Annotated in this window: 19 protein-coding genes, 1 tRNA gene and 1 pseudogene; 8 read left to right on the top strand and 13 right to left on the bottom strand. The window is 72.2% G+C overall.

All coding sequences use genetic code 11. From position 1 onward, the window contains the following. Positions 1-11: 11 nt before the first annotated feature. Positions 12-482, top strand: coding sequence for a MarR family winged helix-turn-helix transcriptional regulator (locus tag ACWDVB_RS09160; RefSeq protein ID WP_451514922.1), 471 nt, complete (start codon positions 12-14; stop codon positions 480-482). A gap of 20 nt (positions 483-502) precedes the next feature. Here the strand turns inward: ACWDVB_RS09160 and leuE are convergent, their stop codons facing one another. Together leuE and ACWDVB_RS09150 are read right to left on the bottom strand one after the other, a co-directional pair. Further along, on the bottom strand, positions 503-1,162 hold the full coding sequence (gene leuE, locus ACWDVB_RS09155; protein WP_451514921.1) for a leucine efflux protein LeuE: 660 nt from the start codon (positions 1,160-1,162) through the stop codon (positions 503-505). A 118-nt stretch (positions 1,163-1,280) separates the two neighbouring features. Next, a complete protein-coding gene (locus tag ACWDVB_RS09150; RefSeq protein ID WP_451514920.1) occupies positions 1,281-2,861 on the bottom strand; it encodes an acyl-CoA mutase large subunit family protein in 1,581 nt (526 codons plus the stop codon). A 104-nt stretch (positions 2,862-2,965) separates the two neighbouring features. On the opposite strand from ACWDVB_RS09150, the gene ACWDVB_RS09145 reads away from it, so the two are divergent. Next, the gene (locus ACWDVB_RS09145) at positions 2,966-3,877 is read left to right on the top strand and encodes a L,D-transpeptidase family protein (RefSeq protein WP_451515031.1); all 912 of its coding nucleotides are present in this window, start codon (positions 2,966-2,968) and stop codon (positions 3,875-3,877) included. 217 nt (positions 3,878-4,094) lie between these two features. On the opposite strand, the gene ACWDVB_RS09140 is transcribed toward ACWDVB_RS09145, so the two are convergent. After that, the gene (locus ACWDVB_RS09140; protein WP_451514919.1) at positions 4,095-5,183 is read right to left on the bottom strand and encodes a hypothetical protein; all 1,089 of its coding nucleotides are present in this window, start codon (positions 5,181-5,183) and stop codon (positions 4,095-4,097) included. Continuing rightward, positions 5,183-5,872 carry an RNA polymerase sigma factor gene (locus ACWDVB_RS09135; RefSeq protein WP_451514918.1) on the bottom strand — a complete coding sequence of 230 codons (690 nt, stop codon included), beginning with the start codon at positions 5,870-5,872 and terminating at the stop codon, positions 5,183-5,185. Before ACWDVB_RS09135 ends, ACWDVB_RS09140 begins: the two co-directional genes overlap by 1 nt. Positions 5,873-6,157: 285 nt before the next feature. Between ACWDVB_RS09135 and ACWDVB_RS09130 the strand changes: the two are divergent. From ACWDVB_RS09130 to ACWDVB_RS09120, 3 genes and pseudogenes are all read left to right on the top strand, one after another. Then, positions 6,158-6,361 (top strand): annotated as a pseudogene (locus tag ACWDVB_RS09130) (type II toxin-antitoxin system prevent-host-death family antitoxin); the annotation flags it as partial. Then, positions 6,354-6,617: a type II toxin-antitoxin system RelE family toxin gene (locus ACWDVB_RS09125; RefSeq protein ID WP_451514917.1), complete on the top strand. Its 264-nt coding sequence runs from the start codon at positions 6,354-6,356 to the stop codon at positions 6,615-6,617. The pseudogene ACWDVB_RS09130 and the gene ACWDVB_RS09125, both read left to right, overlap by 8 nt. Before the next feature lie 67 nt (positions 6,618-6,684). Further along, positions 6,685-6,758, top strand: a tRNA-Met gene (locus ACWDVB_RS09120). Between the two features lie 125 nt (positions 6,759-6,883). Here ACWDVB_RS09120 and ACWDVB_RS09115 read toward each other — a convergent pair. From ACWDVB_RS09115 to ACWDVB_RS09105, 3 genes are all read right to left on the bottom strand, one after another. Further along, positions 6,884-7,672 carry a hypothetical protein gene (locus ACWDVB_RS09115; protein ID WP_451514916.1) on the bottom strand — a complete coding sequence of 263 codons (789 nt, stop codon included), beginning with the start codon at positions 7,670-7,672 and terminating at the stop codon, positions 6,884-6,886. Beyond that, positions 7,669-8,295, bottom strand: coding sequence for an RNA polymerase sigma factor (locus ACWDVB_RS09110; protein ID WP_451514915.1), 627 nt, complete (start codon positions 8,293-8,295; stop codon positions 7,669-7,671). The genes ACWDVB_RS09115 and ACWDVB_RS09110 overlap by 4 nt, the downstream gene beginning before the upstream one ends. Before the next feature lie 148 nt (positions 8,296-8,443). Continuing rightward, complete coding sequence (locus ACWDVB_RS09105; protein WP_451514914.1) at positions 8,444-9,391, bottom strand: hypothetical protein; 948 nt, start codon at positions 9,389-9,391, stop codon at positions 8,444-8,446. A 360-nt stretch (positions 9,392-9,751) separates the two neighbouring features. On the opposite strand from ACWDVB_RS09105, the gene ACWDVB_RS09100 reads away from it, so the two are divergent. Next, positions 9,752-12,280: an FG-GAP-like repeat-containing protein gene (locus ACWDVB_RS09100; RefSeq protein WP_451514913.1), complete on the top strand. Its 2,529-nt coding sequence runs from the start codon at positions 9,752-9,754 to the stop codon at positions 12,278-12,280. A 45-nt stretch (positions 12,281-12,325) separates the two neighbouring features. On the opposite strand, the gene ACWDVB_RS09095 is transcribed toward ACWDVB_RS09100, so the two are convergent. From ACWDVB_RS09095 to ACWDVB_RS09070, 6 genes are all read right to left on the bottom strand, one after another. Further along, positions 12,326-13,924, bottom strand: a complete 1,599-nt coding sequence (locus tag ACWDVB_RS09095) for an amino acid ABC transporter substrate-binding protein (protein ID WP_451514912.1) — start codon at positions 13,922-13,924, stop codon at positions 12,326-12,328. A gap of 44 nt (positions 13,925-13,968) precedes the next feature. Continuing rightward, positions 13,969-16,179 (bottom strand): hypothetical protein, encoded by a 2,211-nt coding sequence (locus ACWDVB_RS09090; protein WP_451514911.1) that lies wholly within the window; start codon positions 16,177-16,179, stop codon positions 13,969-13,971. A gap of 243 nt (positions 16,180-16,422) precedes the next feature. After that, positions 16,423-17,031, bottom strand: a complete 609-nt coding sequence (locus tag ACWDVB_RS09085) for a hypothetical protein (RefSeq protein ID WP_451514910.1) — start codon at positions 17,029-17,031, stop codon at positions 16,423-16,425. 87 nt (positions 17,032-17,118) lie between these two features. After that, complete coding sequence (locus ACWDVB_RS09080; protein WP_451514909.1) at positions 17,119-17,625, bottom strand: hypothetical protein; 507 nt, start codon at positions 17,623-17,625, stop codon at positions 17,119-17,121. 138 nt (positions 17,626-17,763) lie between these two features. Further along, complete coding sequence (locus ACWDVB_RS09075) at positions 17,764-18,597, bottom strand: DUF4328 domain-containing protein (protein ID WP_451514908.1); 834 nt, start codon at positions 18,595-18,597, stop codon at positions 17,764-17,766. A 107-nt stretch (positions 18,598-18,704) separates the two neighbouring features. Next, a complete protein-coding gene (locus ACWDVB_RS09070) occupies positions 18,705-20,306 on the bottom strand; it encodes a beta-N-acetylhexosaminidase (RefSeq protein ID WP_451514907.1) in 1,602 nt (533 codons plus the stop codon). Positions 20,307-20,792: 486 nt separating this feature from the next. On the opposite strand from ACWDVB_RS09070, the gene ACWDVB_RS09065 reads away from it, so the two are divergent. Both ACWDVB_RS09065 and sdhC read left to right on the top strand, forming a co-directional pair. Next, the gene (locus ACWDVB_RS09065) at positions 20,793-21,341 is read left to right on the top strand and encodes a 2-oxo-4-hydroxy-4-carboxy-5-ureidoimidazoline decarboxylase (protein WP_451514906.1); all 549 of its coding nucleotides are present in this window, start codon (positions 20,793-20,795) and stop codon (positions 21,339-21,341) included. A gap of 147 nt (positions 21,342-21,488) precedes the next feature. After that, a complete protein-coding gene (gene sdhC, locus ACWDVB_RS09060) occupies positions 21,489-21,869 on the top strand; it encodes a succinate dehydrogenase, cytochrome b556 subunit (protein WP_127911260.1) in 381 nt (126 codons plus the stop codon). The last annotated feature ends 4 nt before the right edge of the window (positions 21,870-21,873 follow it).

Genomic DNA, 21,873 nt, shown 5'->3' with positions numbered 1-21,873 from the left:
CCTTCGGGCGCATGACGACCTTCACGTACTCACACACCGACGCCGACCTCCTCAACCAGCCCATCGGATACTGGAGTTCGGCGGCGGCCACGGCCGTGGTCACCCACATCCGCACCGCCCTCGCGGAACTCGGCCTCACCCAGCCCCAGTGGTGGGTCCTCAACCAGCTCGTGGACGCGCCGCCGGAGGGCCGCGACGGCGACGAGGTCGTGGCGGTCCTGCGGGGCTACCTCGAAACCGGCGACAGCTCCCTGCGGCACAACATCGGCGCGCTGCACGACCGCCGCCTGCTCACCGAGGACGCCGCGGGCCGGCTCGCCCTCACCGGCGCGGGCCGCGCGCTGCGGGACCGTGTGGCCGAGCGGCAGCAGAGCATCGTCGCGGAGATCCGTGAGGGCGTCACGGACGAGGAGTACGTCAGCACCCTGAAGGTCCTCCAGCGGATGATCCACAACGTGGGCGGCTCGGCCTGGCACCACTGAGCGGGCCGGGCCCGGCGGCCTCAGACGCTGCTGAGCGACAGCTTCACCGCGAACCCGATGAACAGCGCGCCCGCCGCCGAAGTGGCCCCCGCCGAGAGCCGCTTGCGGCGGCGGAAGGCGGCGGCGAGCATGGTGCCGCCGAAGATCAGGGCGGTGAGGTAGAGGAAGCTCGCGATCTGCGCGAAGACGCCGAGTACGACGAAGGAGAGCGCGGGGTAGGCGTACCCGGGGTCGACGAACTGCACGAAGAAGGCGATGAAGAACAGAATCGCCTTCGGGTTGAGCAGACTGATCACCAGCGCCCTGCGGAACGGCCGCTCGGCCGCGCCCTCTCCCCCGCCGCCCGCCGGGTCCTCCCGCACCGCCCTCTCGTGCCGCGCCCGCCACATCGCGAGGGCGGCCCGCAGCATCCCGACCGCGAGCCACGTCAGATAGCCGGCGCCCGCGTACTTCACGATCCCGAAGAGCAGCGCGTTGGCCTGCAGCAGCGAGGCCACGCCGGCCGCCGACAGGGTCATCAGCACGGCGTCGCCGCACCAGACGCCCGCCGCGGCGGTGTAACCGGTGCGTACGCCCCGGCGCGCGGCCACGGAGAGCACGTACAGCGAGTTCGGGCCCGGCAGCAGAATGATCAGGACGAGGCCCGCGAGATAGGTCGGAAGATCGGTTACACCCAGCATGGGCGGAGTGTCGCACGCGCGTACGACACCGGGTACGGGATATCCGGAATCCGGACGGCATCCGAACGGCACCCGAACGGCACCCGAACGGCAACCGGACGGCACCCCGTTCGCCGTCTCAGAACGCGTCGACCGGAACGTACGCCCCCCACACCTCCCGCAACGCCCCGCACACCTCGCCCACCGTCGCGCGGGCGCGCAGGGCGTCCTTCATCGGGTGGAGGACGTTGGCCTCCCCCTTCGCCGCCGCCTGGAGCGCGGCGAGGGCCGCGTTCACCGTCGCACCGTCGCGCTCCGCGCGGAGCCGGGCGAGGCGGGCGGCCTGCCGGGCCTCGATGGCGGGGTCGACGCGCAGCGGCTCGTAGGGCTCCTCCTCGTCGAGCTGGAAGCGGTTGACGCCGACGACGACGCGTTCGCCGCTCTCCGTCTCCTTCGCGATGCGATAGGCGTTGCGTTCGATCTCGCTCTTCTGGAAGCCCCGCTCGATGGCGTGCACCGCGCCGCCCAGATCCTCGACCCGCCGCATCAGGTCGAGCGCCGCCGCCTCCACGTCGTCCGTCATGCTCTCCACGACGTACGACCCGGCGAAGGGGTCCACCGTCGCCGTCACGTCCGTCTCGTACGCCAGTACCTGCTGGGTACGCAGGGCCAGCCGGGCCGACTTGTCGGTGGGGAGCGCGATCGCCTCGTCGAAGGAGTTGGTGTGCAGGGACTGGGTGCCGCCGAGGACCGCGCCCAGGCCCTGGACGGCGACCCTGACCAGGTTCACCTCGGGCTGCTGCGCGGTGAGCTGGACGCCCGCGGTCTGCGTGTGGAAGCGGAGCATCAGCGACTTCGGGTTCCGCGCGCCGAACTCCTCCCGCATGACCCGGGCCCAGATGCGCCTGGCCGCGCGGAACTTGGCGACCTCCTCCAGGATCGTCGTACGCGCCACGAAGAAGAAGGACAGGCGCGGCGCGAAGTCGTCCACGTCCATGCCGGCGGCCACCGCCGTACGGACGTACTCGATGCCGTCGGCGAGGGTGAACGCGATCTCCTGCGCGGGCGAGGCGCCCGCCTCCGCCATGTGGTAGCCGGAGATCGAAATGGTGTTCCACCGCGGGATCTCGGCCTTGCAGTACTGGAAGATGTCCGCGATCAGGCGCAGCGAGGGCTGCGGCGGGAAGATGTACGTGCCGCGTGCGATGTACTCCTTCAGTACGTCGTTCTGGATCGTTCCGGTGAGCCGGTCCGCCGCGATTCCCTGCTCCTCGCCGACAATCTGGTACATGAGGAGCAGCAGCGCGGCGGGCGCGTTGATCGTCATCGACGTCGAGACCTGGTCCAGCGGGATGCCGTCGAACAGCACCCGCATGTCCTCGACCGAGTCGACGGCGACCCCGACCTTGCCGACCTCGCCGTGCGCGAGGGGCGCGTCGGAGTCGTGGCCCATCTGGGTCGGCAGGTCGAAGGCGACCGAGAGGCCGGTCGTGCCGTGCTCGATCAGCTGCCGGTAGCGGGCGTTGGACTCCGCGGCGGTGCCGAAGCCCGCGTACTGACGCATCGTCCAGGGCCGACCGGTGTACATCGTCGGGTAGACACCGCGCGTGAAGGGGTACGCACCTGGGGTGCCGAGCTTCCGCGCCGGGTCCCAGCCCTCCAGGGCCTCGGGGCCGTACACGGGTTCGATGGGCAGTCCGGACTCCGACTCGTGTGTCATGCGTCCAGCTTGCGCCCGCCTCCCGGACGCGTCACGCGCGGCAAACCGGGAAACACTTAGAAGTGTTGTCCAGGAGCTCAGGGGGCGTGATGGGCAGAAGTGGAATGGGGAAGGCCGGCATGGGGAAGGGCGTGCTCTCTGTGGGGGCCGTGGCGGTGCTCGCGCTGGTCGCGGGGTGCAAGCCGGTGGTCGTCGACCCGGATGGCGGGCGGCCGGGTGAGGAAGGGGCGCGGGGCGTCGGCGCGAAGCCGCACGTCTCCGCCGCGCCGACGCTCCCCCCGCCCTCGCCACGCGCCTCGCCGCGCGCCTCGACCGCGCCGCCCCCCGCTCCGGCCCCTCCAGCCCCCTCGGCCTCCCGGCCCAGCGCTCCTCCCGCGCCCGCCCCCCGGACGCTCATGCGGGCGGGGGAACGCGGCGGCCAGGTGCGGGAGCTACAGGCCAGGCTCCGGCAGATCGGCTGGTTCCGCGTGAACCCCACAGGGACGTACGGCGCGCACACCGCCGGCGCGGTCAAGGCGTTCCAGGGCAAGCGCGGGCTGCCCGCCACCGGCAGGACCGACACCGTCACCTGGCAGCGGCTGCTCCGCATGACGCGTGAGCCGACGCGGGACGAGCTGTACGCGGGCGGCGGCAGCCCGCCCGCCAAGCCGGACAAGCGGTGCCTGACCGGCCGGGTCCTGTGCCTCGCCAAGAGCAGCCGGACGCTGACGTGGATGGTCGACGGCAAGGCCCTGTCGACGATGGACGTACGTTTCGGCGCGCAGTACACGCCGACGCGCGAAGGCACCTTCAGCGTCTACTGGAAGTCCCGGCACCACGTCTCGACGCTCTACGACACGGCCATGCCGTACGCGATGTTCTTCAGCGGCGGCCAGGCGGTGCACTACTCGGCGGACTTCGCGGCCAGGGGGTACGCGGGCGGGTCGCACGGCTGCGTGAACGTCCGGGACGAGAGGAAGATCGCGAGCCTCTTCGCCCAGGTGCGGATGGGCGACCGGGTCGTCATCTACAAGTAGCTCTGCTGGTGACAGGGGGCAGAGGTACGAAAAGCGGCGTGGGCGGGATCGGGGGAACGTATCCCGCCCACGCCGATGGCACGGAGCCGAAGGTACGGGGGGAACCCCCGGCTCGTGCGCGGGCCGATGACCAGTCGGCTCACTTCTTACTGCGTCACCCCGTCGAAAAACGTCACACCTCGCGGCGGGCGGCGGATCGTCCCCACCGGGTTCAGCGTCAGCGCAGGGTCGGCAGGGCGCTGTACGAGCCCGTGGGGGTGGGGGCGGGGAGGCCCGGGGGCGGGACGGGGGCGCCGCCGGTGTCGCCGCCGGAGCCGCCGTCCCCTTCGCCGCCCGAGCCGTTCTCACCGTCACCGCCGCCGTTGTTCTCGTCACCGCCGCCGCCGTTGCTTCCGCCGTTGCCACCGCCCTGGCCGCCGCCGTTGCCCTGCTGGCCGCCGCCTCCCGAGCCGCCGAGGACGCGGCCGCAGAACTCCTCCACCCGCGAGTGGCCCTTGGCGGCCTCTTCGAGGCGGCGTCGCTTCTCGCCCTGGAGTGCGCCGCTGCGGTAGTCGCGGCAGGCGGCCACCACCCTGCGGTACCAGTTCTTGCCCCCGTCGGTGCGGGGCGTGCGCGTGCCCTCGTCCCCGGGCAGCCGCGTGGCGCCGCCGGAGTGGTCGCCGCCGGCCTCCGCCTCGGGGGGCGTATGGGTGCGCGGCTCGCGTGTGGGCTCGTCGTCGGGCGCCGTGGTGTCGTCCGGCAGCAGATCCTCGGAGGGCTCCCGGGCCTCGTCCGACGGGGAGGCCCGCGGCTCCTCGGGGGTGGCGACGGGCGACACGGACGCGGCCGGGCTCGGCTCGTCGTGCCGGCCGAACGGCGAGGGCAGCACGCCCGTCCCCGCGGCCACGGCGACACCGCCGACCATGCAGCCCGCGAGCGCCGCGGCGAGCCCGAAGCGCACCGGTCTTCCCCAGCGGCTCGGTCTCGGCCGGTCGGCGGCGCGGCTCCTGCGTACGGTCTCGGCGGCGGCGGCCTCATGGGCGGACGTCGCGTACGCGGCCGAGCGGTGACCGGCCTCCGCGGAGCCCGAGTCCGCCGCCCGGGCGGCACGGAACGCGGCCAACGCGGCGGCCTCGCCCGGGAGTTCGCCGGCATCGGCGCCTTCGCCGGGGGCGTCCGGGCGGTCCGTGGCGGCCAGGGCGCCGAGCGCCTGGGCGAGCCGGTCGGCCTGTACGCGCGCGTGAGGGTCGACGCCTTCGAGGGGCTCGCCGCGCAGCAAACGCTCCGCCGCGTCGCGGTCCAGCCACTTGTCCTGCTCGTCGGCCATCACATGTCCTTCTGCGTCCGCGTACGCGATTGCGTCACACCGGCGGACGTCACCGCGCGGCCGCGCGGTTCTCTCTGCGGGTCTCTTTGCGGGTCCCTTTGTGGGGGTACGGCGCCGAGCGCGCCGGGGGGCTCCGCGGGGTCCGCGCCGAGCAGTTCGGCGAGCCGCTTCAGGCCGCGGTGCGCCGCGGTACGGACGGCTCCGGGGCGCTTGCCGAGGGTCTGGGCGGCGCTCTTGGCGTCGAGGCCCACGACGACTCGGAGCACGACGGCCTCGGCCTGGTCCTGCGGCAGCCTCGCTATCAGCGCCAGCGCCTCGCCGGTGGCGAGGGACTCCATCGCCTCCCCGGCGGTGTCCGCCTCACCCGGCTTCCCGGTCAGCTCCGACTCGTCGCCGCCTATCGCGGGGCGGCGCCCCCGCATGCGTATGTGGTCGAGGGCGCGGTTGCGCGCGATGCGCGCCGCCCAGCCCCGGAACCGGTCCGCGTCGCCGCTGAACCGGTCCAGATCGCGCGCTATCTGAAGCCAGGCCTCGGAGGCGACGTCCTCGGCGTCCGGGTCGGCGACCAGCGTACGTACGTATCCCAACAACCGTGGGTGCACAGCGCGGTACACAGTCCGGAACGCGGTCTCGTCCCCGTCCTGCGCCGCAAGCACCGCGGCGGTCAGCTCCGCGTCGTCCCCCAGCACTCTCTCAATCCTGCCACTCGGAGATCTGCGCCCGGCCCCGGCGCGAAGCAGCACGCTACGGCCTTGTCCGGCCCCACGTCCATGTTTGTACAACGTGCAACTAACGGGTGACAGAACGCGGTGTGACAGAAAACGCACGGACGGCGCTGAAGGGAGTACGGACCGCCCGCGGTTCGTACCGTGTGCCGGCCGGGGCCTCTCCTGTGGGGGGTGGCGGCCCCGGCCGGTTCCCCGGTATACCGCCCCATCTGCGGCGATGCGGGACATCCGGCGCCCCGGACTTGACGGGCCGACCGCGATGACCAGCCCACCGTAATCACGCGACGAGGAAAAGAAGTCGCCGCCGTCGTCTCCATCGATGTCCTGCGCAAGTACCAGCAGTGGGAAGAGCGCGAGATCAATCGCATCATCGACGAGCGGATGGCGAACCGCTCGGCCGGCGTCCCCATCGAGGACATCATGAAGGAAACCCTGGCGCGCGGTGAGTGAGTACCGCACCGTCTTCCGGCCCGAGGCGCAAGCCGAACTCCGGAAGGTCCCCGGCGACATCGCGCTGCGCATCCTGGCCAAGCTGACGGAACTGGAGAGCAACCCGCTCGGATTCAACACCACGGCGCTCGTATCCCAACCCGACCGCCGTCGCCTCCGAGTCGGCGACTACCGCGTCGTCTACACCATCGACAACGGCGAACTGGTCGTATGGGCCGTTCACGTCGGACATCGCTCCACGGTCCACGAGACGTGAGGTGCCTCGCCGTTCCGTCCTCAGTGGCGCCCGCACCCATATTCATGACGTAGGGTGGGGTTACCGACGCGGGGTGGAGCAGCTCGGTAGCTCGCTGGGCTCATAACCCAGAGGTCGCAGGTTCAAATCCTGTCCCCGCTACGAGAACCGGCCCCTTCCGACATGACGTCGGGAGGGGCCGGACGCATTTGGCCATGCCCGCCAGGCCCGCTCCGGGGATGAGCGGCGCGGAAACCGGCCGTCGGCCTTGCGGGGAGCGCCTCCAGTTACTGCTTGGCTCCGTTTTCGCCCTTGGTGTGCGTGCGGGGGTGGAGGTGGGGCTTCCTGGGCTTGGCGTTGGGGGCGGTCTTGCCTTTGCGCTTCGGTGTCCCCTTGTCCTTCGACGTCCCCTTGTCCTCGGACTTGCTCTTGGCCTTTCCCTGAGGCTTGCCCTTGTCCTGAGGCTTGCCCTTTGTCTTGGGCTTGGCCTCGCCGTTGGACTTCCCCTTGCCTTTGCCCTTTTCCTCGGGCTTGCCCTTGCCTTTGCCCTTGCCCTCGGCGCCGGGCTTGCCCTTCTCCTTGGGCTCGGGATTGCCCGTACCCCGCCCCTCGGGCCCCTCCCCGGGTGGCTTCGGGGATTCCTTCGGGTGCCCGGGGCCCTGCCGGGAAGGGAGCCCGCGGTCCGGGGTGTCCGTCGTTCCGGTCGTCGGGGACGACGACAAAGTCGGCCGGGGGCGGTTCTCGGGGGGCGGGTCGTCGGAGAGGGTGCCCGCGGCTGCGAGTGCCACGCCGCCCAGGAGGCCCCCGGCCAGCACCACACCTCCGGCCGCCCGCAGCGAGAAGCCGACCCGACGGCGTTCGCGGGGGCGCCAGTCGTCGCGGCGGCGGGGCCTCGCACCGTGCGCGCCCGCGTCGCGCGCCGCGCGGAACGCCGCGACCGCGTCCCGCTGCGCGTCCGCGTCCACCCCGGCGTCCACCCCGGCGTCCGCGCCGGACCGCACGGCCTCGGCGAGCAGGTCGAGGAGGGAGGGACGGTCCCGCGCACCGTCGGGGCCCAAGGGTTCGTCTGCGTTCATCTCGACTCCCCCAGCGTGCCGGGACCGTCATCCGTCACACCGTCGAGCCCCAGCCGCTCGCCCAGCCTCTTCAGACCCCGGTACGCGGCCGTCCGCACCGCCCCGGGGCGTTTGCCGAGGACGCGTGCCGCCGCGGGACCGTCGAGGCCGACGACCACCCGCAGCAGTACCGCTTCCGCCTGGTCGCGCGGCAGGGTCGCGACCAGGGCGAGCACCCGCTCGGTCGAGACCGCCTCCAGGGCCGACGCCGACGTGCTGTGCGCGCCGGGCAGTTCGAGCAGGTCCTGTTCCAGCGCGGAGGGGCGCGGTCGCGCCTTCTGGCGGCGCAGGTGGTCGAAGGCCCGGTGGCGCGCGATCGTCGCGGTCCAGCCGCGGAAGCCCGCCCCGTCCCCCCGGAACCGGCCGAGGTCCCTGGCGATCTCCAGCCAGGCCTCGGCGGCGACGTCCTCGGCCGTTTCGCCGTCCGTGCCGACGAGACCGCGCAGATATCCGACGAGTCCCGGCTGGACGATCCGGTACGCGACCGCGAAGGCCGCCTCGTCGCCTTCCTGGGCCGCCGCTACGGCCCTGCCCAGCTCCACGTCGTGCGCCCGCGCGCGACGCGGCTCCCCACCCTGGCCCAACGCTCTCCCATCCGGCCGAACGCGGCACGATCAACCCTGCCGATGCCCCCAAGGTCACCAGCGTCGCCGAGCGCGGAAATGTCACAGTGCGGGGCGTGCGGGGGCGTGCGGCCGTGCGGGCGTGCAAGGGCGTACTCCCTCGGCGCGCTCAGACCTCGAACAGTCCGCCGCCCGCGCCGCCGGGGCTGATCTGCGAGATGTCGACGGTCAGGGCCGGCGCCGGGGCCACCGCGGCGACCGGCTCGTCGTAGTCGGACATCCGCATCTTCATGGTCTGGTCGCCGCCCGAGAACATGCCGCCGCCCTTCGTCGCCTCGACACCGAGGATGTACGGCTTGCCGGAGGCGGCCACGTACACGTTCGTCTCCTCGCCGTCCTTCTTCTCGATGAGCGGGGTGACGTCCGTGCCGTACCGCCGGGTCGTGGGCCGGGCGGTGATGACCTCGTCCAGCTCCGGCGTACCGATCTTCTCGGTGATCTTGTCGAGGTCGCAGCTGCCCATCGGCATCGAGGGGCCCCCGGCGGCCGAACCCGCCGGGATCTTCAGATACTTCCCGCGCGCCAGCGCCGTCCGCTCGCGGACGCGGGCCGCCGTCTCGGGGCCGCGCCGCTCGCCCATCTCCAGGATCGCGTCGAGCGCGTCGTCGTCGAACCTTACGTACGTCGCACCGCCCGCGATCATGATGAGATCGCCGCGCTGCGTCGGGCCCGAGTTGAAGGTGCCCGTGCAGTTGCTCTGCCGGTCCATGTGCAGGGAGACCTTCTGGTGGCCCTTGGCGGTCACCATGTCGACGCCGATGCGCACCGTGTCGGCGGTTCTGAGCAGTTCCATGCTTTTCAGGGCGAGTTCCCTGCCGCGCGCTTGGTCGCGGGACGCGGGCTCCGCGTCACCGCCGGCACTGTCTGCACCGTCGGCCGCGGAACCCGCCCGGTCCATCTCTTCGAACGTGCCGCCGGAGTACGTCACCGAACCGTCCGAACCGTCCGAGCCGCACGACACCAGCGTGCCCGCCGCCGTGCCCATCGCCACGGAGAGCGCGGCCGCCCGCATCCACCGTCTGCGCGTCCCCGCCCGGCCGTTCACGCGACGTGCCATCTGTTCCCTCACCCGAGTCACCCGAGTCCCCGCCCACTCCGCCACTCCACCGGTTCACAACTGTCACACGACCCAGCGCATTCACGGGGCCCCGCGTCACACCTCGGGCATGCGGCGAACATCACGCGACAAAACGCCCTCACGGGTACAACCCTTTGCCCGCCATGCCGGTCGTAGGAACTCGCTTGGTTACTTAACTGATTACTTGCTTGGTTACTTGAAATTCGCTGAGGGGTGGGGCAATTGAGCCCGCGCAAACCACGTGAAAAGGCGCGTACCACGCATGCGTACAGACCGCTGAGTCTCCAGCGCAGAGCGTGGCTGACGCTCGGTGCCGTCGTGCTGGGAGGTGCGGGGGCGGTGACGTACGCGGTGGCCGACCCGGGCGCCGACGGCCGTACCGGCGCAGATCCTCGCGCCAAGCGGCCGGTGAGCGTGCACGACCTCGCGCTCAAGGGCGACGGCGCCGTGAAGCGGGAGCTGCCGCGCACGTCGACCGAGCAGTTCTCGCTGCTCGGCGTCTCGTGGAGCGGCGCCACCGAGGAGCTGAAGGGCAGCGCGCAGGTCCGTACGCGCGCGCTCGGTTCCGGCAAGTGGAGCGGCTGGCGCGGCCTGGATCTGGAACCGCATCCGCCGGAGAAGGTGGAGGCGGAGGCGGAGGCAGACATGCATGGCGCCTCCGAGCCGCTGTGGGTGGGCCCCTCAGACGGTGTGGAGGTCCGCGTCGTCGCGGCCGACGGCACGGCAAGTGCGGGGCTGCCCGAGGGGCTCAAGGTCAATCTCGTGGACCCGGGCGTGACGTCCCAGGAGGCGAAGAACCCGTCCCTGGACGGCGGCACCGGCACCGGCACGACCGGAAGCGGAAGCACCGGCACAGCCATGACCCCCGCCGCCTTCGCCCGAGCCGCCCCAGACGCCCCAGACGCCCCCACCGTCACCCAGCCACCCGTCATCAGCCGCGCGGCCTGGGGCGCCGACGAGTCGCTCGTCGAGGAACCGCCGGAGTACATCGACAAGGTCAAGGCGGTCTTCGTCCACCACGCGGTCGACTCGGTCGACTCGGACCACTACAGCTGCGCTCAGTCCCCGGCCCTGGTCCGCGGCCTGCTGGCGTACCAGGTGAAGACCGAGGGCCGGAACGACCTCGGATACAACTTCCTCGTGGACAAGTGCGGCCGCATATTCGAGGGCCGCGCCGGCGGCGTCGACGTACCCGTGCGCGGCGCGCACACCCAAGGCTTCGACGGTGACTCGGCGGGCATCGCCGTCCTCGGCGACTTCGAGGGCGACCCGGCGACGGACAGGTCCGCGGGCAGGCCGACCCGCGCCGCCCTGGAGTCGGTGGCGCGCGTGGCGGCCTGGAAGCTCGGACAGTACGACGGCAGCCCGACCGGCAAGGTCACGCTGACCGCCTCCGACGACACGGGCGTGTGGAAGAAGGGCGAGCAGGCGTCGCTGTACACGGTCTCCGGCCAACGCGACGCCCAGGCGGCCTCGGGCCCCGGCAAGAACCTGTACGCCGAGCTCGGCGAGATCCGCCGCTACGCGGGCGGCGCGGGCCGGAACTCCGCCGTCCCGACCGGCGACTTCAACGGCGACGGCATCACCGACCTGGTCGCGGGCACCCCGAAGGCGTCGGGCAACCGCGGGCGCCTCACCGTCATACCCGGCGGTCTCGACGGCCCGGTGGGCGGCGCGAAGATCTCCCTGACGCAGACGAGCGCCGGTGTCCCCGGCGTCTCCGAGCGCGGCGACGAGTGGGCGGCCGCCACCGCGTGGGGCGACCTGAACGCCGACGGGTACGCGGACCTCGTCATCGGCGCCCCGGGCGAGGACGACGGCTCGGGCAACACCGACCGCGGCGCGGTCACCATGCTGTACGGCCCGTCCTTCACGTCCGGCACGGACATGCAGCTCTCGGACGACTTCCACTACCGCAAGGCCAGGTTCGGCTCCGCGGTCGCGTCCGGCGACTTCAACGCCGACGGCAAGGCGGACGTCTTCGCGGCGGCGACGGGCACGGGCGGCTCGTGGGCCGCGCGGCTCGACGCGGACCGCGGGTCGGGCGGCAGCCTCACCTCGCGCGACACGGCGATCTCATACGCGGACGCCGCGTCCGGCGACTTCAACCGCGACGGCTACGCGGACGTCGCCCTCACCTACCGCGACCAGGCCGGCAAGGGCAAGGTCACCTGGTTCCGGGGCGGCCGCTCGGGTCTGAGCCGGGTCGGTGTCCTCTCCGTGCCCGGCGGCCGCTCGGTCGCCGTGGGCGACGTCAACGGCAACGGCTACGACGACCTGGTCATCGGCCAGCCGTACACCGCCGAGTCGGGCGCGCACGCGGGCGGCCAGGTGACGGTGGTCCCGGGCACGTCCACGGGATTCACCACGACCGGCATGAAGACGGTCCACCAGGCGACGAGCGGCGTGGTCGGCGCGGCCGAGTCGGGTGACGCGATGGGCTGGTCGGTCGCGGCGGGCGACTACGACGCCGACGGCTACGCGGACGTCCTCACAGGCGCCCCCGGCGAGGACATCACCCGCTCCGGCACCAGCCGCAAGGACGCCGGTACGTCCCTGCTCCTGAAGGGCTCCTCGTCCGGCCTCACCGGCACGGGCGCGCAGGCGTTCTCGCAGGATGAGCCCGGCGTCCCCGGCTCCACGGAGTCCGGCGACCGCCTCGGCTCCTCGGTCACGCTGGCGGACCTGTCCGGCTCCGGCCACGCGGACCTGGCCATCGGCGTCGACGGCGAGGACGCGGGCGACGGCACGATTCTCCAGCTGGACAGCGGCGGTTCGGGCGTGCCCGGATCGAGTGGCGTCTACTACGGGCGTACGACGCTGGGGACCCCGGCGGGGGCCCGTCTGGGTCAGACGCTGACGCCGTAACAGCTCACGCGCCGCTCCCCGGGCCGGACCCCGGGGAGCGGCGCCTCACGTGTCGCTGGGCACCCGGCAGTCCGCGGGCTGGGCCTTGCCCTCCGGCCAGCCGATGCCGACGTACCGCAAATCCTCGGTACGCGGGTCGAGTTCGACCACGGCCACCGGCTTGTCGTACGCGTTGCCCGCGTTGGTCAGACAGATCCAGCCGCTGGTCCCGCGGACCCGGTTGACCGCTTCGAGGCGCTGCCACATGTCGGAGACCCGTTTCAGCGGCGGCACGGTGCCCTCGGTCTGGGCGTTGGCCAGCAGCACGGCCTGGGCGATGGTGCGTGTGCCGTCATACACCAGCATGGTGCGGGAGTCGTCCAGGCGTACGTCCCCGATGTCCCCGGCGCTCCCCTTCTTGATCAGCGCGCGCAGCTCGTTCAGCTCCTGCTGGGGTTCCGTGAAGCGGGCCGGGCGCTCCTTGGCGCCGTCCTTGCGGCTGAGCTCCCGGTTCCAGGCGTCGGGGTGGCCAGGAGCCGCGTACTGCACCGTGATGACGGGTTCCTTCCCGCCGCCGCGCAGCCTGTCCCAGTCGTCGCCGCTCATATAGCGGTTGAGCGTGGCCGCGCCCGAGCCGCTGACGATCGTGTACTTCTTCCCCCTGCACTGCACGTCGGCCAGCTTCAGGGCGAAGAGCCGCAGGTGGACGGGGCGGCCCGCGAAGTAGACGTAGTGCGCCGAGGACTGGCAGATGTTCTGGGCGATGAGCGTGAAGTCGTTGCCCGTGTCCCCCGGGTCGGTGATCGACGGGGACTCGAAGGGCTGCTCCTTGGGTCCCGGCGGTCCCTTCTCGTCGCGGCTGAACGCCTTGGCGAGCGACTCGTTGTAGATGTCGTGCGGCCGCTTGTCCCTGACCAGGACCGTCTGGTCGTCGTCCAGCTTGCCGTGGAAATTGGCCAGCGCGTCCGCCTGCTGGCGGTTGGTGGGGATGATGCGGGCGAGGCCGGGATAGGGGTCCTTGCCGGTGCTGTTCTCCGGGTTGGCGAGTTCGTCGGCGCTGACGCGGGCGGCGAGGACGGGGATGTGCAGCTCGTTGGTCAGGCGTTTGATGGCCTGTTTCGTCGCGTTCAGGCTGAGGTTGAAGCCGGTCACGGCACGGAGGTTGTCGCGCTTGTCGGTCGACATGTCCGCCAGTTGGTCGACGACCTTCTCCTGCTGACCGTACGCGTCACCGGGGTTGGCCAGGACCAGACGCAGCAGGGGCGTGCTCTCCTCGCGGTTCGCGCGGTACTGGGCGAGGTAGGCGCCCTGGATCTCGCTGCGGAGCTGCTTGCGCTCGGCGGCCATGTCGGACTGGAGCGGCAGCATCAGGGCGACGGTGATGTGCGGCTTGTCGCCGACGAACTCCTCGTTCTCCTTCGCTATCGCGCGGGCCACCTCGGTGATCTCCGGGGTGCCGAAGTCGTAGCCGGTGCCGTTGACACCGATGCACTCGCCGTCGTGCTTCTCCACGCCGGTGGCGCAGCTCTCGGTCTCCTGTTCCCACGGGCGCGGCAGGAAGAGGTAGGCGAGTACGCCCACGGTCACGAGGCCGAGGACGGTGAGGATCTTGCGCCTCAACGTCGCCCAGAACGTGTTGTACAGCCAGTCCCTGAACCCTCTCAACGCCGCTGCCCTCCCTCTCCGGACGGTGACTTCCGGTGACGTGCTCAGCCGAACCCGATGTGCTCCGTGCACCTGCACCGCTTCAGCGGCTGCTTGTCGTCGGCCCGGTCCCCCCAGTCGCGGGCCACGTGGACGAGGAACGCGGCCCCGTCGGCCGCCCTTGCCGCGTCGGCCCCTTCGGGCCCCTGGTCCCGTACCGCCTCGTCGGCGACCCCCGCCAGTTCCTCGCTCAGCTCACGCAGCGGGCCGCGCAGGGCGCCCGGCACGGTCTCATCCAGCGGCCGGGTCCGCTCCTCGCTCAGCCATGCCGCGTGCAGCAGCCGGTCCACCTTCCGGCGCCGGGTGTCGCCGCGCACCTGGGTCTCGCCGAGCGCGTGCGCGAGCCGGTCGTCGGGCGCCCCGATGAGAGGGGCGTCGGCGATGGCGAGCAGCTCCCCGCACCAGTCGCGGGTGGGGCGCTCCAGGAAGGTGTCGGAGAGGTAGCGCGTGACGAGTTCCGCGCCGTCGGAGGCCAGCAGGTGGTGCATGCGGTGCGCGGCGGCGGTCACGAACAGCTCGTCGGGGTGGTGGTCGCCGAGGTCGCGGTAGTGCCCTTGCAGCAGGGCGTGGTCGGCGTGCCAGGCGGCGCCATCGGCGCGCATCCGGTGGAGCCTGCGCATCAGCAGGCGGCGCAGGCCCAGGTCGCCGATGAAGTGCCGGGGACAGTGCGGCCAGCCGCTGTCCTCCAGGAGTTCGGCGATGCGGTACGCGGACAGGCGCTCGTCGCGGCCCTCCTGCGCCGCCCGCATCAGGGTCTGGGCGCACTCCGCGTCGTGGGCCACCGAGAGGTGACTGAGCAGGTCCAGCCAGTGGCCCCGGTGCTCCGGGGGCAGCTCTTCGGGGAGCTGCCCGACGACGAGTTCGTCGAGGAGTACGTCGGCCACCGGCCGGTCGGCCACCGGGCGCCCCTCGTCGTCCTCCCCGGCGGGCACGCGGGTGTCGAGCAGCGCCCAGTCGCCGCAGTCGGCGGGTTCGTCGAAGGTCAGCGACGCGGTGGCCTCGCCGAGCCGTGTCACGAACAGCGGGCGCCCGGCACTGAGCCGGTGGATACCGCTGTCGATACGGAGCCGCGTGGCGTTGCCCGCGCCTTCCTGGCGGGTGCGCAGCCTGCCGGTCTCGGCCTTCTGCTGCTCGCGCGTCAGTTTGGGCATGCGTACGAGGAGGACGCCGCGCCACAGTGGTGCGTGGTCCGGCACGTGCGCCGCCGGACGGCTCCACTCGGGCAGCCCGCCGAGGACCGGTTCCCAGACGGCAGGGGTGGCCGGGGTGTTGCCCGCGTGCCGCAGGAAGCGGCCGCCGTCCTCGCGGCGCGCGGTGGCGAAGACCATCAGGCGGTCGTGGCGCCCCAGCTCCCGGTCCTCCAGGGTCGGCTTCACCAGTTTCCTGCCGAGCGGGTTGTCCGCGTGGTCGAGCAGCAGGGCGGGGCGGCCGACGCGTGTCAGGCGGCCGTGGACCGAGCGGTAGGCGGCGTCGACATCCTGCCGCAGGGCTCTGAGCAGGAAGTTCTCCGCGATGCGGCGGGACTCGAAGCCCTGCTGGAAGTCGGCGGCCAGAGCGCGCAGCCCGGCGCGCGGCTGGCCGCCCGCTCCGGGGTAGTCGCCGTAGGTCTCGGCGAGGGCGGCCTTGCCCTCGGCGGATGTCCGCGCGAACAGCCCTTCGATCAGGGCGTTGACGAACGGCCCGACCACGGGGTCGACGATCAGGCCACCGACGAAGCCGAGATAGTTCTGGGCCGCCCCTCTGACCACCCCTCGCCAGAACGAGCGCGGCGGCAGCAGCTCGTCGAGGCGGCGCACCTCGTCCACCAGGGCGGCGGGGTTGGCGAGGCCGTCACTGCCCGCGGCGGCGGCCAGTCCCGCGTACAGCCGGGGCACGGCGATGGCACCGCCGTCCCCGTCCCAGTCGCCGTACTGCAAGGCGATGGTGCGCAGCACCTCGGTCACTTCGGAGCGGCTGCCGGGCCGCTGCTCGGCCTGTTCGCGGCATTCGGTCCGGGCGCAGTCGACGTACGCGGTGGGGACGCGCGGCCCGAAGTGCCGCCGCACACACCTCAGGAGCCGCCCTTTGCCCATTCCGGGCCCGCCCACGAGAAGGACCACCGGCAGATCGGGCCCGAAGAGCGGTTCCTTTTTGCGCCCGGCCGCGGTCTTCCCGAGCAGCCGGGCGACCAGGCCGCCGTCACCGAGCAGCTCTTCGAATCCGAGTTCATCAGGCACGGGCGCTCTCCGCGGCCATGGCGGCCAGTTGGTCAATTGGTGGCACGCCAGGTTAGCCAAGCCCCCGGACTTTAGGGAGCCTTTTGAAAACCCCCTGGAATTCGGCTGATTCACGCTTACGCACCGGCGCGCCGACGCGACCGACATCAAGGAAATCGCCGGTTTAGGGGGCACGGTGCTGTTCGGTATCCGCGCCGCATTCACCACGTACGGCATGCGGGGAGGCGAGGCGAGCCGCACTCCTCAGCCGCGCCCCAGCCCCCGCCCCCGCTCCAGCCCCCGCTCTCGCTCCCGTTCCCGCCGCGACACCACCGCCCGCAGCACCCGCCGCCCCTCCACGGAGACGTCCAGTGCCTGCCGCAGGCCACCCGCCGGCCCCGCGCCCTTGTTGGACAGGAGCTCCAGGATCTGCACCTGACGCCGGAATTCGGCCGCGACCAGCGGCGTCATGCCGTCCGTGCGGCCCTCGCGGCGCGCAGCCACCGTGCGGGTACCGCCGGTGGGCGCGGTGTCCAGCAGGCGGTGGACCTGGAGGGCGGCGACGGAGCAGCCGTCGGCCCACTCCCGTACCGCCGGGCCCGAGTGCGCCGCGGGGACGGCGTCGAGCATGCGGAGGGCGAGCGCGACGGCCTCCTCGGAGGGCCGAGGAGGGGTGTCCGGCGCGGATGTGAGCGCGGCGCGCGCCTCGGCCAGCGGCCCGCTCCAGTCGGCGCCCTCCGCGAGCCTCGCCCACAGCGGCCGCAGCAGCTCGTCCTCGCCGCCGAGCACCGGCACGCAGCGGTCGAGGCAGGCGAGCCCGCTGGCCGCGAGGCCCCGCTCGTCGGCCTGAGCGATCAGCTCCACCAGGCTCATGCTGTACGTCTCCCGTCACGGACCTACCTGCGCTTCATCCTTACTGCGTGCGCTGCCCCGGGAACGTCACTGCACGTCAATGCCGCGTCACTGCGGCACGACGCCGAGCCGGTCCAGGAAACGGAAGAAGAGCTGCTCCGCCGACGGCTCGGCATCGGCGTTCAGCACGTCGAGCAGCCCGGCCGCCCGCACCGTCCTGCCCGACTCGGCGGCCCAGGCGACCGCGCGTCCTGCGGCGTCGCGCGGCTCCAGGAAGTAGTCCTCCACGGTCAGCTCGCCGTCGCCGAGGTACGCGGCCATCGCGCGCCGCGCCAGGCATGTCGTCCACGCCCCGCTCTCGGGCGCCGCCGCCTCGATGATCACGCAGTCGCTGTCCATCACGTACCCGAAGAGCGCGGGCGCGCCCGTCTCCAGGGCCAGCGCGTTCATGTTCCCGACGTCGCGCGCGCCGTCGCCGCCCGGCACCTCCCACACCTGCCAGCCGTCGGCCCGCCGATCGAGGAGGGCGAGGTCGTCCCGTACGTCCGCGAGCGCCGTGGACTCCGCGAGCGGCCGCTCGCTCCTGCCCACGACGTAATAGCCCCAGTAGCCCATGGCGCGTCCCCCCGCTGTACTCCGTACCGACTGCCCCTACCGACCGCGTTCAAGCCCTTCTGCCCACTCCGGCGGCAGTTCTCCCCTCCTGGCCGAATACACCACACGGTTACGCGAGTTCGCCACCGGAAGGGGGGATCACGGAGCGGCGAAGGGCTCCGGCGCCGGCTGCGCCAAGGGTGGGCCCAGCCTGGCCTTGCGGTCCTGCATACGCGTGAGACGGAGCACGAAGACGATGGCCAGCACGGCGGCCGCGATGTCGAGGGCGTCCGTGAGCATCATGCCGTTGAGCGCCGACCTGATCTCCTCGGCCTCCTCGGCCTTTCCGTACACCCGGGACGCCCAGCGGCTGACGAGGATGTTCGCCACCCACAGCGTCCACCACGCGTTGATGAGCGGGTGCGGGCCGCGCGCCGCCGACGCGTCGAGCGTCAGCGTACGGTCCGGGGCCACCGAACGGTCGCCGCTCGCGTCCCAGATGTCGAGGGCGATCCGCCGCGGGAACCAGAGGTTCACGACCGGCACGAACCAGCCCCACACCGTCCAGCCGCGCGTCTTCCGATGGATGTACGGCTCGAACACCTCGGCGTTCACGCGCACCCGGCGGAACCAGACGAGGAAGACGACGCAGGTCGCGATCAGCGCCACCAACTGCACGGACCCGCTCTGCGCGTACAGCACGTCGGCGTGCTGCGCCTCCCGCTCGATGTCCGTCCCGTAATCCCCCGTGATCAGGTCGTTCATCACGTCGCGCATCACGGTGCCCGCCCACAGCGCGTACAGGTCGGTGGCGATGACGACGCCGAGCAGCACCACGACCGCCCGACCGAGCCCGACCGGCGAGCGCAGCCAGGCACCGGCCGGGGCGGGCGGGACCGGCGGCGGCGCGGACGCGGCGGCCGCCTGGACGCAGACGTCGCAGAGCCCCTGCGACGTCGTCGCCGTGTTGAACTGACATGACGTGCACAGCATTACTGAGCGACCCCCCACGGGCTCACGGGCATACGCGAGCATGGACTGACATACGAAGATCCGCCCGCGTCCCTCCCCAGGGCGCGACCGGCGGCTACCGGCGGCGGCTACCGGACGGTATCAGCGAGTTTGACGAAGTCGTTCCAGGAGAGCGCGGGCTCTGTCGGGTCCCACAGCTTCTGGACAGTGGCCCGCAGCGGCATGCGGATGCCCTCCGCGACCTGCGCCTGCGTCTGCGACCCGGCGAGGTCGCACCAGACCGCGAACGACCCGCCGAGGATCTGGTCGTCGTACTTCTCGCTCACCGGCCGCGTGCCGCGGATCACCAGCGGGGTCCAGCTCTCGTAGATCCGCTGTCCGGTCGGGTAGCGGAAGGCGTTGGGCTGCCCGAGGACGTAGTAGAGGTACTCGTCGTTGTAGTTGACCAGCTCGCGCCCGGCCTCCAGATACTCCACGGGGTCGCGGGCGCCGATCTCCTTGCCCGTCCAGTACGCGACTTCCAGGTCGTCGGCGGGCTGGACCTGCCCACCGCGGAAGAAGCCGTCGTTCCACGCCTTGAGCTTCTTCTCGTACGGGCGTACGGCCTCGGCCCGGTCGTTGAGCCAGTCCGTCGCCAGGTCCTGCACACGGCCCTCGGGCCCGTACCGCTCGCGGGCGGCGGCGGCCAGCCGCGGGTAGGACGCCTCGGGGTTCTTGACCATGAGGGCGCGGTACTCGTCCGCGCCGAGATGCCAGTAGCGGCCGGGGAAGAGCTCCGCGAACTCCTCCAGGAGGTCGTCGACGATCTCCGCCGCCTCCGGATCGGAGATGTCGACGGCGCCCGGCGTCGCGGTGCCGCGGGCGTCGCGGAGCTGGAGCGAGGGGTGCTTCTCGATCACCGCGCCGAGGTGGCCGGGCGAGTCGATCTCCGGCACGACCGTGATGTGGCGGCTCGCGGCCAGCTTCAGGATGCGGCGGACCTGGGCCTTGGTGAGGTGGTCGGAGGAGACGATCTCGGGGTGCGAGTCCGACTCGATGCGGAAGGCCTGGTCGTCGGAGAAGTGCAGGCCGAGCTGGTTGTACTTCAGGTCGCCCAGCTCGCGGACGCGGTCCTCGATCCACTGCGCGTCGAAGTGTTTGCGGGCGATGTCGATCATGAAGCCGCGCTGCGGCTTGGCGGGCCGGTCCCGCACGACGCCCTCGGGGGCCGTCCGGTCCGCCTTCACCGCTTGCTTGAGTGTGCGGGTCCCGTAGAAGACGCCGGCCTCGGCGGGGGCGGTGATGCGGACCCTGCGGTTCTTCACGGAGAGGGTGTACGACTCCGGGTCCGCGTCCTCGTCCGGGGCGAGCGCCAGTTCGACGTCCCCCCGCCGGGGGGTTTTCTCACCGGCGTACTTCAGCCGCAGCTCTCCGGCGAGCAGGCGGCCCTCGTCGGCGAGGTCCTGGTCACGGACGACCACGCGGCCCGCGTTCTCCTGGGGGCGCCAGCCGGGGCCGCGGGCGGCGGTGTGCTCGCGCACGGCGGGGATGGTGGCCGGGGCCTTCGACAAGGGGTAGCCCTTGCTGGGCCCCGGTGTGCGCGACGCGGTGGGCTTGCCGGCCGAGGGAGGCGGCTCCACGGGGTTCGCCCTGCCTTCACCCGCGTCTGCGCCGGGCCAGAACGCCACGGTCAGCGCGACGGCTCCGGCGACGACGACGGCACCACCGGCCGCGACGGGCCCGCGCCTCACCGCCGCCTCCCCGGGGGGCGCCGGTGCGATGGCCCGGCCCCCCGGCCCTGCCTCCGCGGCGCATGGGATGGGCCGGAACCCCCACACCCATCAGGCAACCCAGGCAACCCCGGGCAAACGGGCGGACCCGTGGGAGAGCCCCGCCGCGACGCGGCCGCACATATCAACGTCCGCCCCCGCCACCCCGCACCAGAAGTCACAGCCATACCGCCACGCTACGACGCGCCCCCGCGACGCGCCCCCCCGCGAGCCCCCGTCAACCCGCGAAGCGAATCCCTCCCATCCGAGTGAAATTCGCTCATCCATCGGACGTCTCTCTTCACCCCTGGCTAGCGTTACGTCCCCATACGCACCGCCCACGCACCACTCCCACACAAGACACACGCCCCGCCCCCGGCCCAGGAGCCCCCGCTGTCCCCGCACCGTTCCCCCCGGCCCTCCGGCGACGCCGCCCACGCCGCCGCCCCGGAGGCCACGCCGGAACAGTTGAACCGCGCCACGCCGCACGCGGCCGAAGCCGCGCTGCTCACCTGCTGCGGCAGCCTCCGCTGGGCCCGCCGCGTCGCCGCCCACCGGCCCTATCCGGACCTCGACGCGCTGCTCGCCGCCTCCGACGAGGCGACGTACGACCTCTCACCCGGCGACCTCGCCGAGGCCCTGGCCCGCGAACCTCTCGCCCCGCCGGCACCCCACCACGGGGCACCCCGGACGACGTACATCACCGCCCCCGGGACACCCCACGCCACGTACACCGCCGCCCACACCGCCCTCCGCGCCGCCCACGCCGCGTACGAGAGCCGCTTCGGTCACGTCTTCGTGGTCTGTCTCGACGACGTCGCCCCGGAGGAGGCCCTCGACCACCTGCTCTCCACCCTCCGGTCACGCCTCGGCAACGATCCGGAGGAGGAACGCGCCGTCGCCGCCGAGGAGCTGCGCCGGCTGGCCCGTGGCCGTCTGACGGGCCTGACCAGGCGCCACGCCGCTCACACCACTCGCCCGCAATCGCGCCCTGATAGCCCGTACGTGCCTGTTTGATTGCCTGTTTGATCACACCTGCGGACCCGGCGCAGGGCTACCGACAACTCGTCGATACGATGACGAGCGGCCGGTGGACCGTACCCGGCCGGGCTCGTCCGACCGAGAAGCCGGCCGGCCCCAATCCCCGCTCCCGGAGGAACTTCCGTGCCGGCTGGAACGCTGTACCGCGGCCGGGAAGGAATGTGGTCCTGGGTGGCTCATCGAGTCACCGGCGTCCTCATCTTCTTCTTCCTGTTCGTGCATGTGCTCGACACCGCTCTCGTCCGCGTCTCCCCGGAGGCGTACGACGATGTCGTCAGCACCTACAAGACGCCCCTCGTCGCACTCCTCGAGTACGGCCTGGTCGCCGCCATCCTCTTCCACGCACTCAACGGCCTGCGCGTCATCGCCGTCGACTTCTGGTCGAAGGGTCCCCGCTACCAGAAGCAGATGCTGTGGACCGTCGTCGGCATCTGGGTCGTGCTGATGATCGGGGCGCTCTACCCCGTCCTCGGCCACGCCGTCCGCGAAGTCTTCGGGAGCTGACGCC

The sequence above is a fragment of the Streptomyces sp. NPDC003379 genome, from assembly GCF_053589195.1.
The sequence above is the reverse complement of the archived record's forward strand: the minus strand, read 5'-3'. Positions and strand labels throughout refer to the sequence as shown.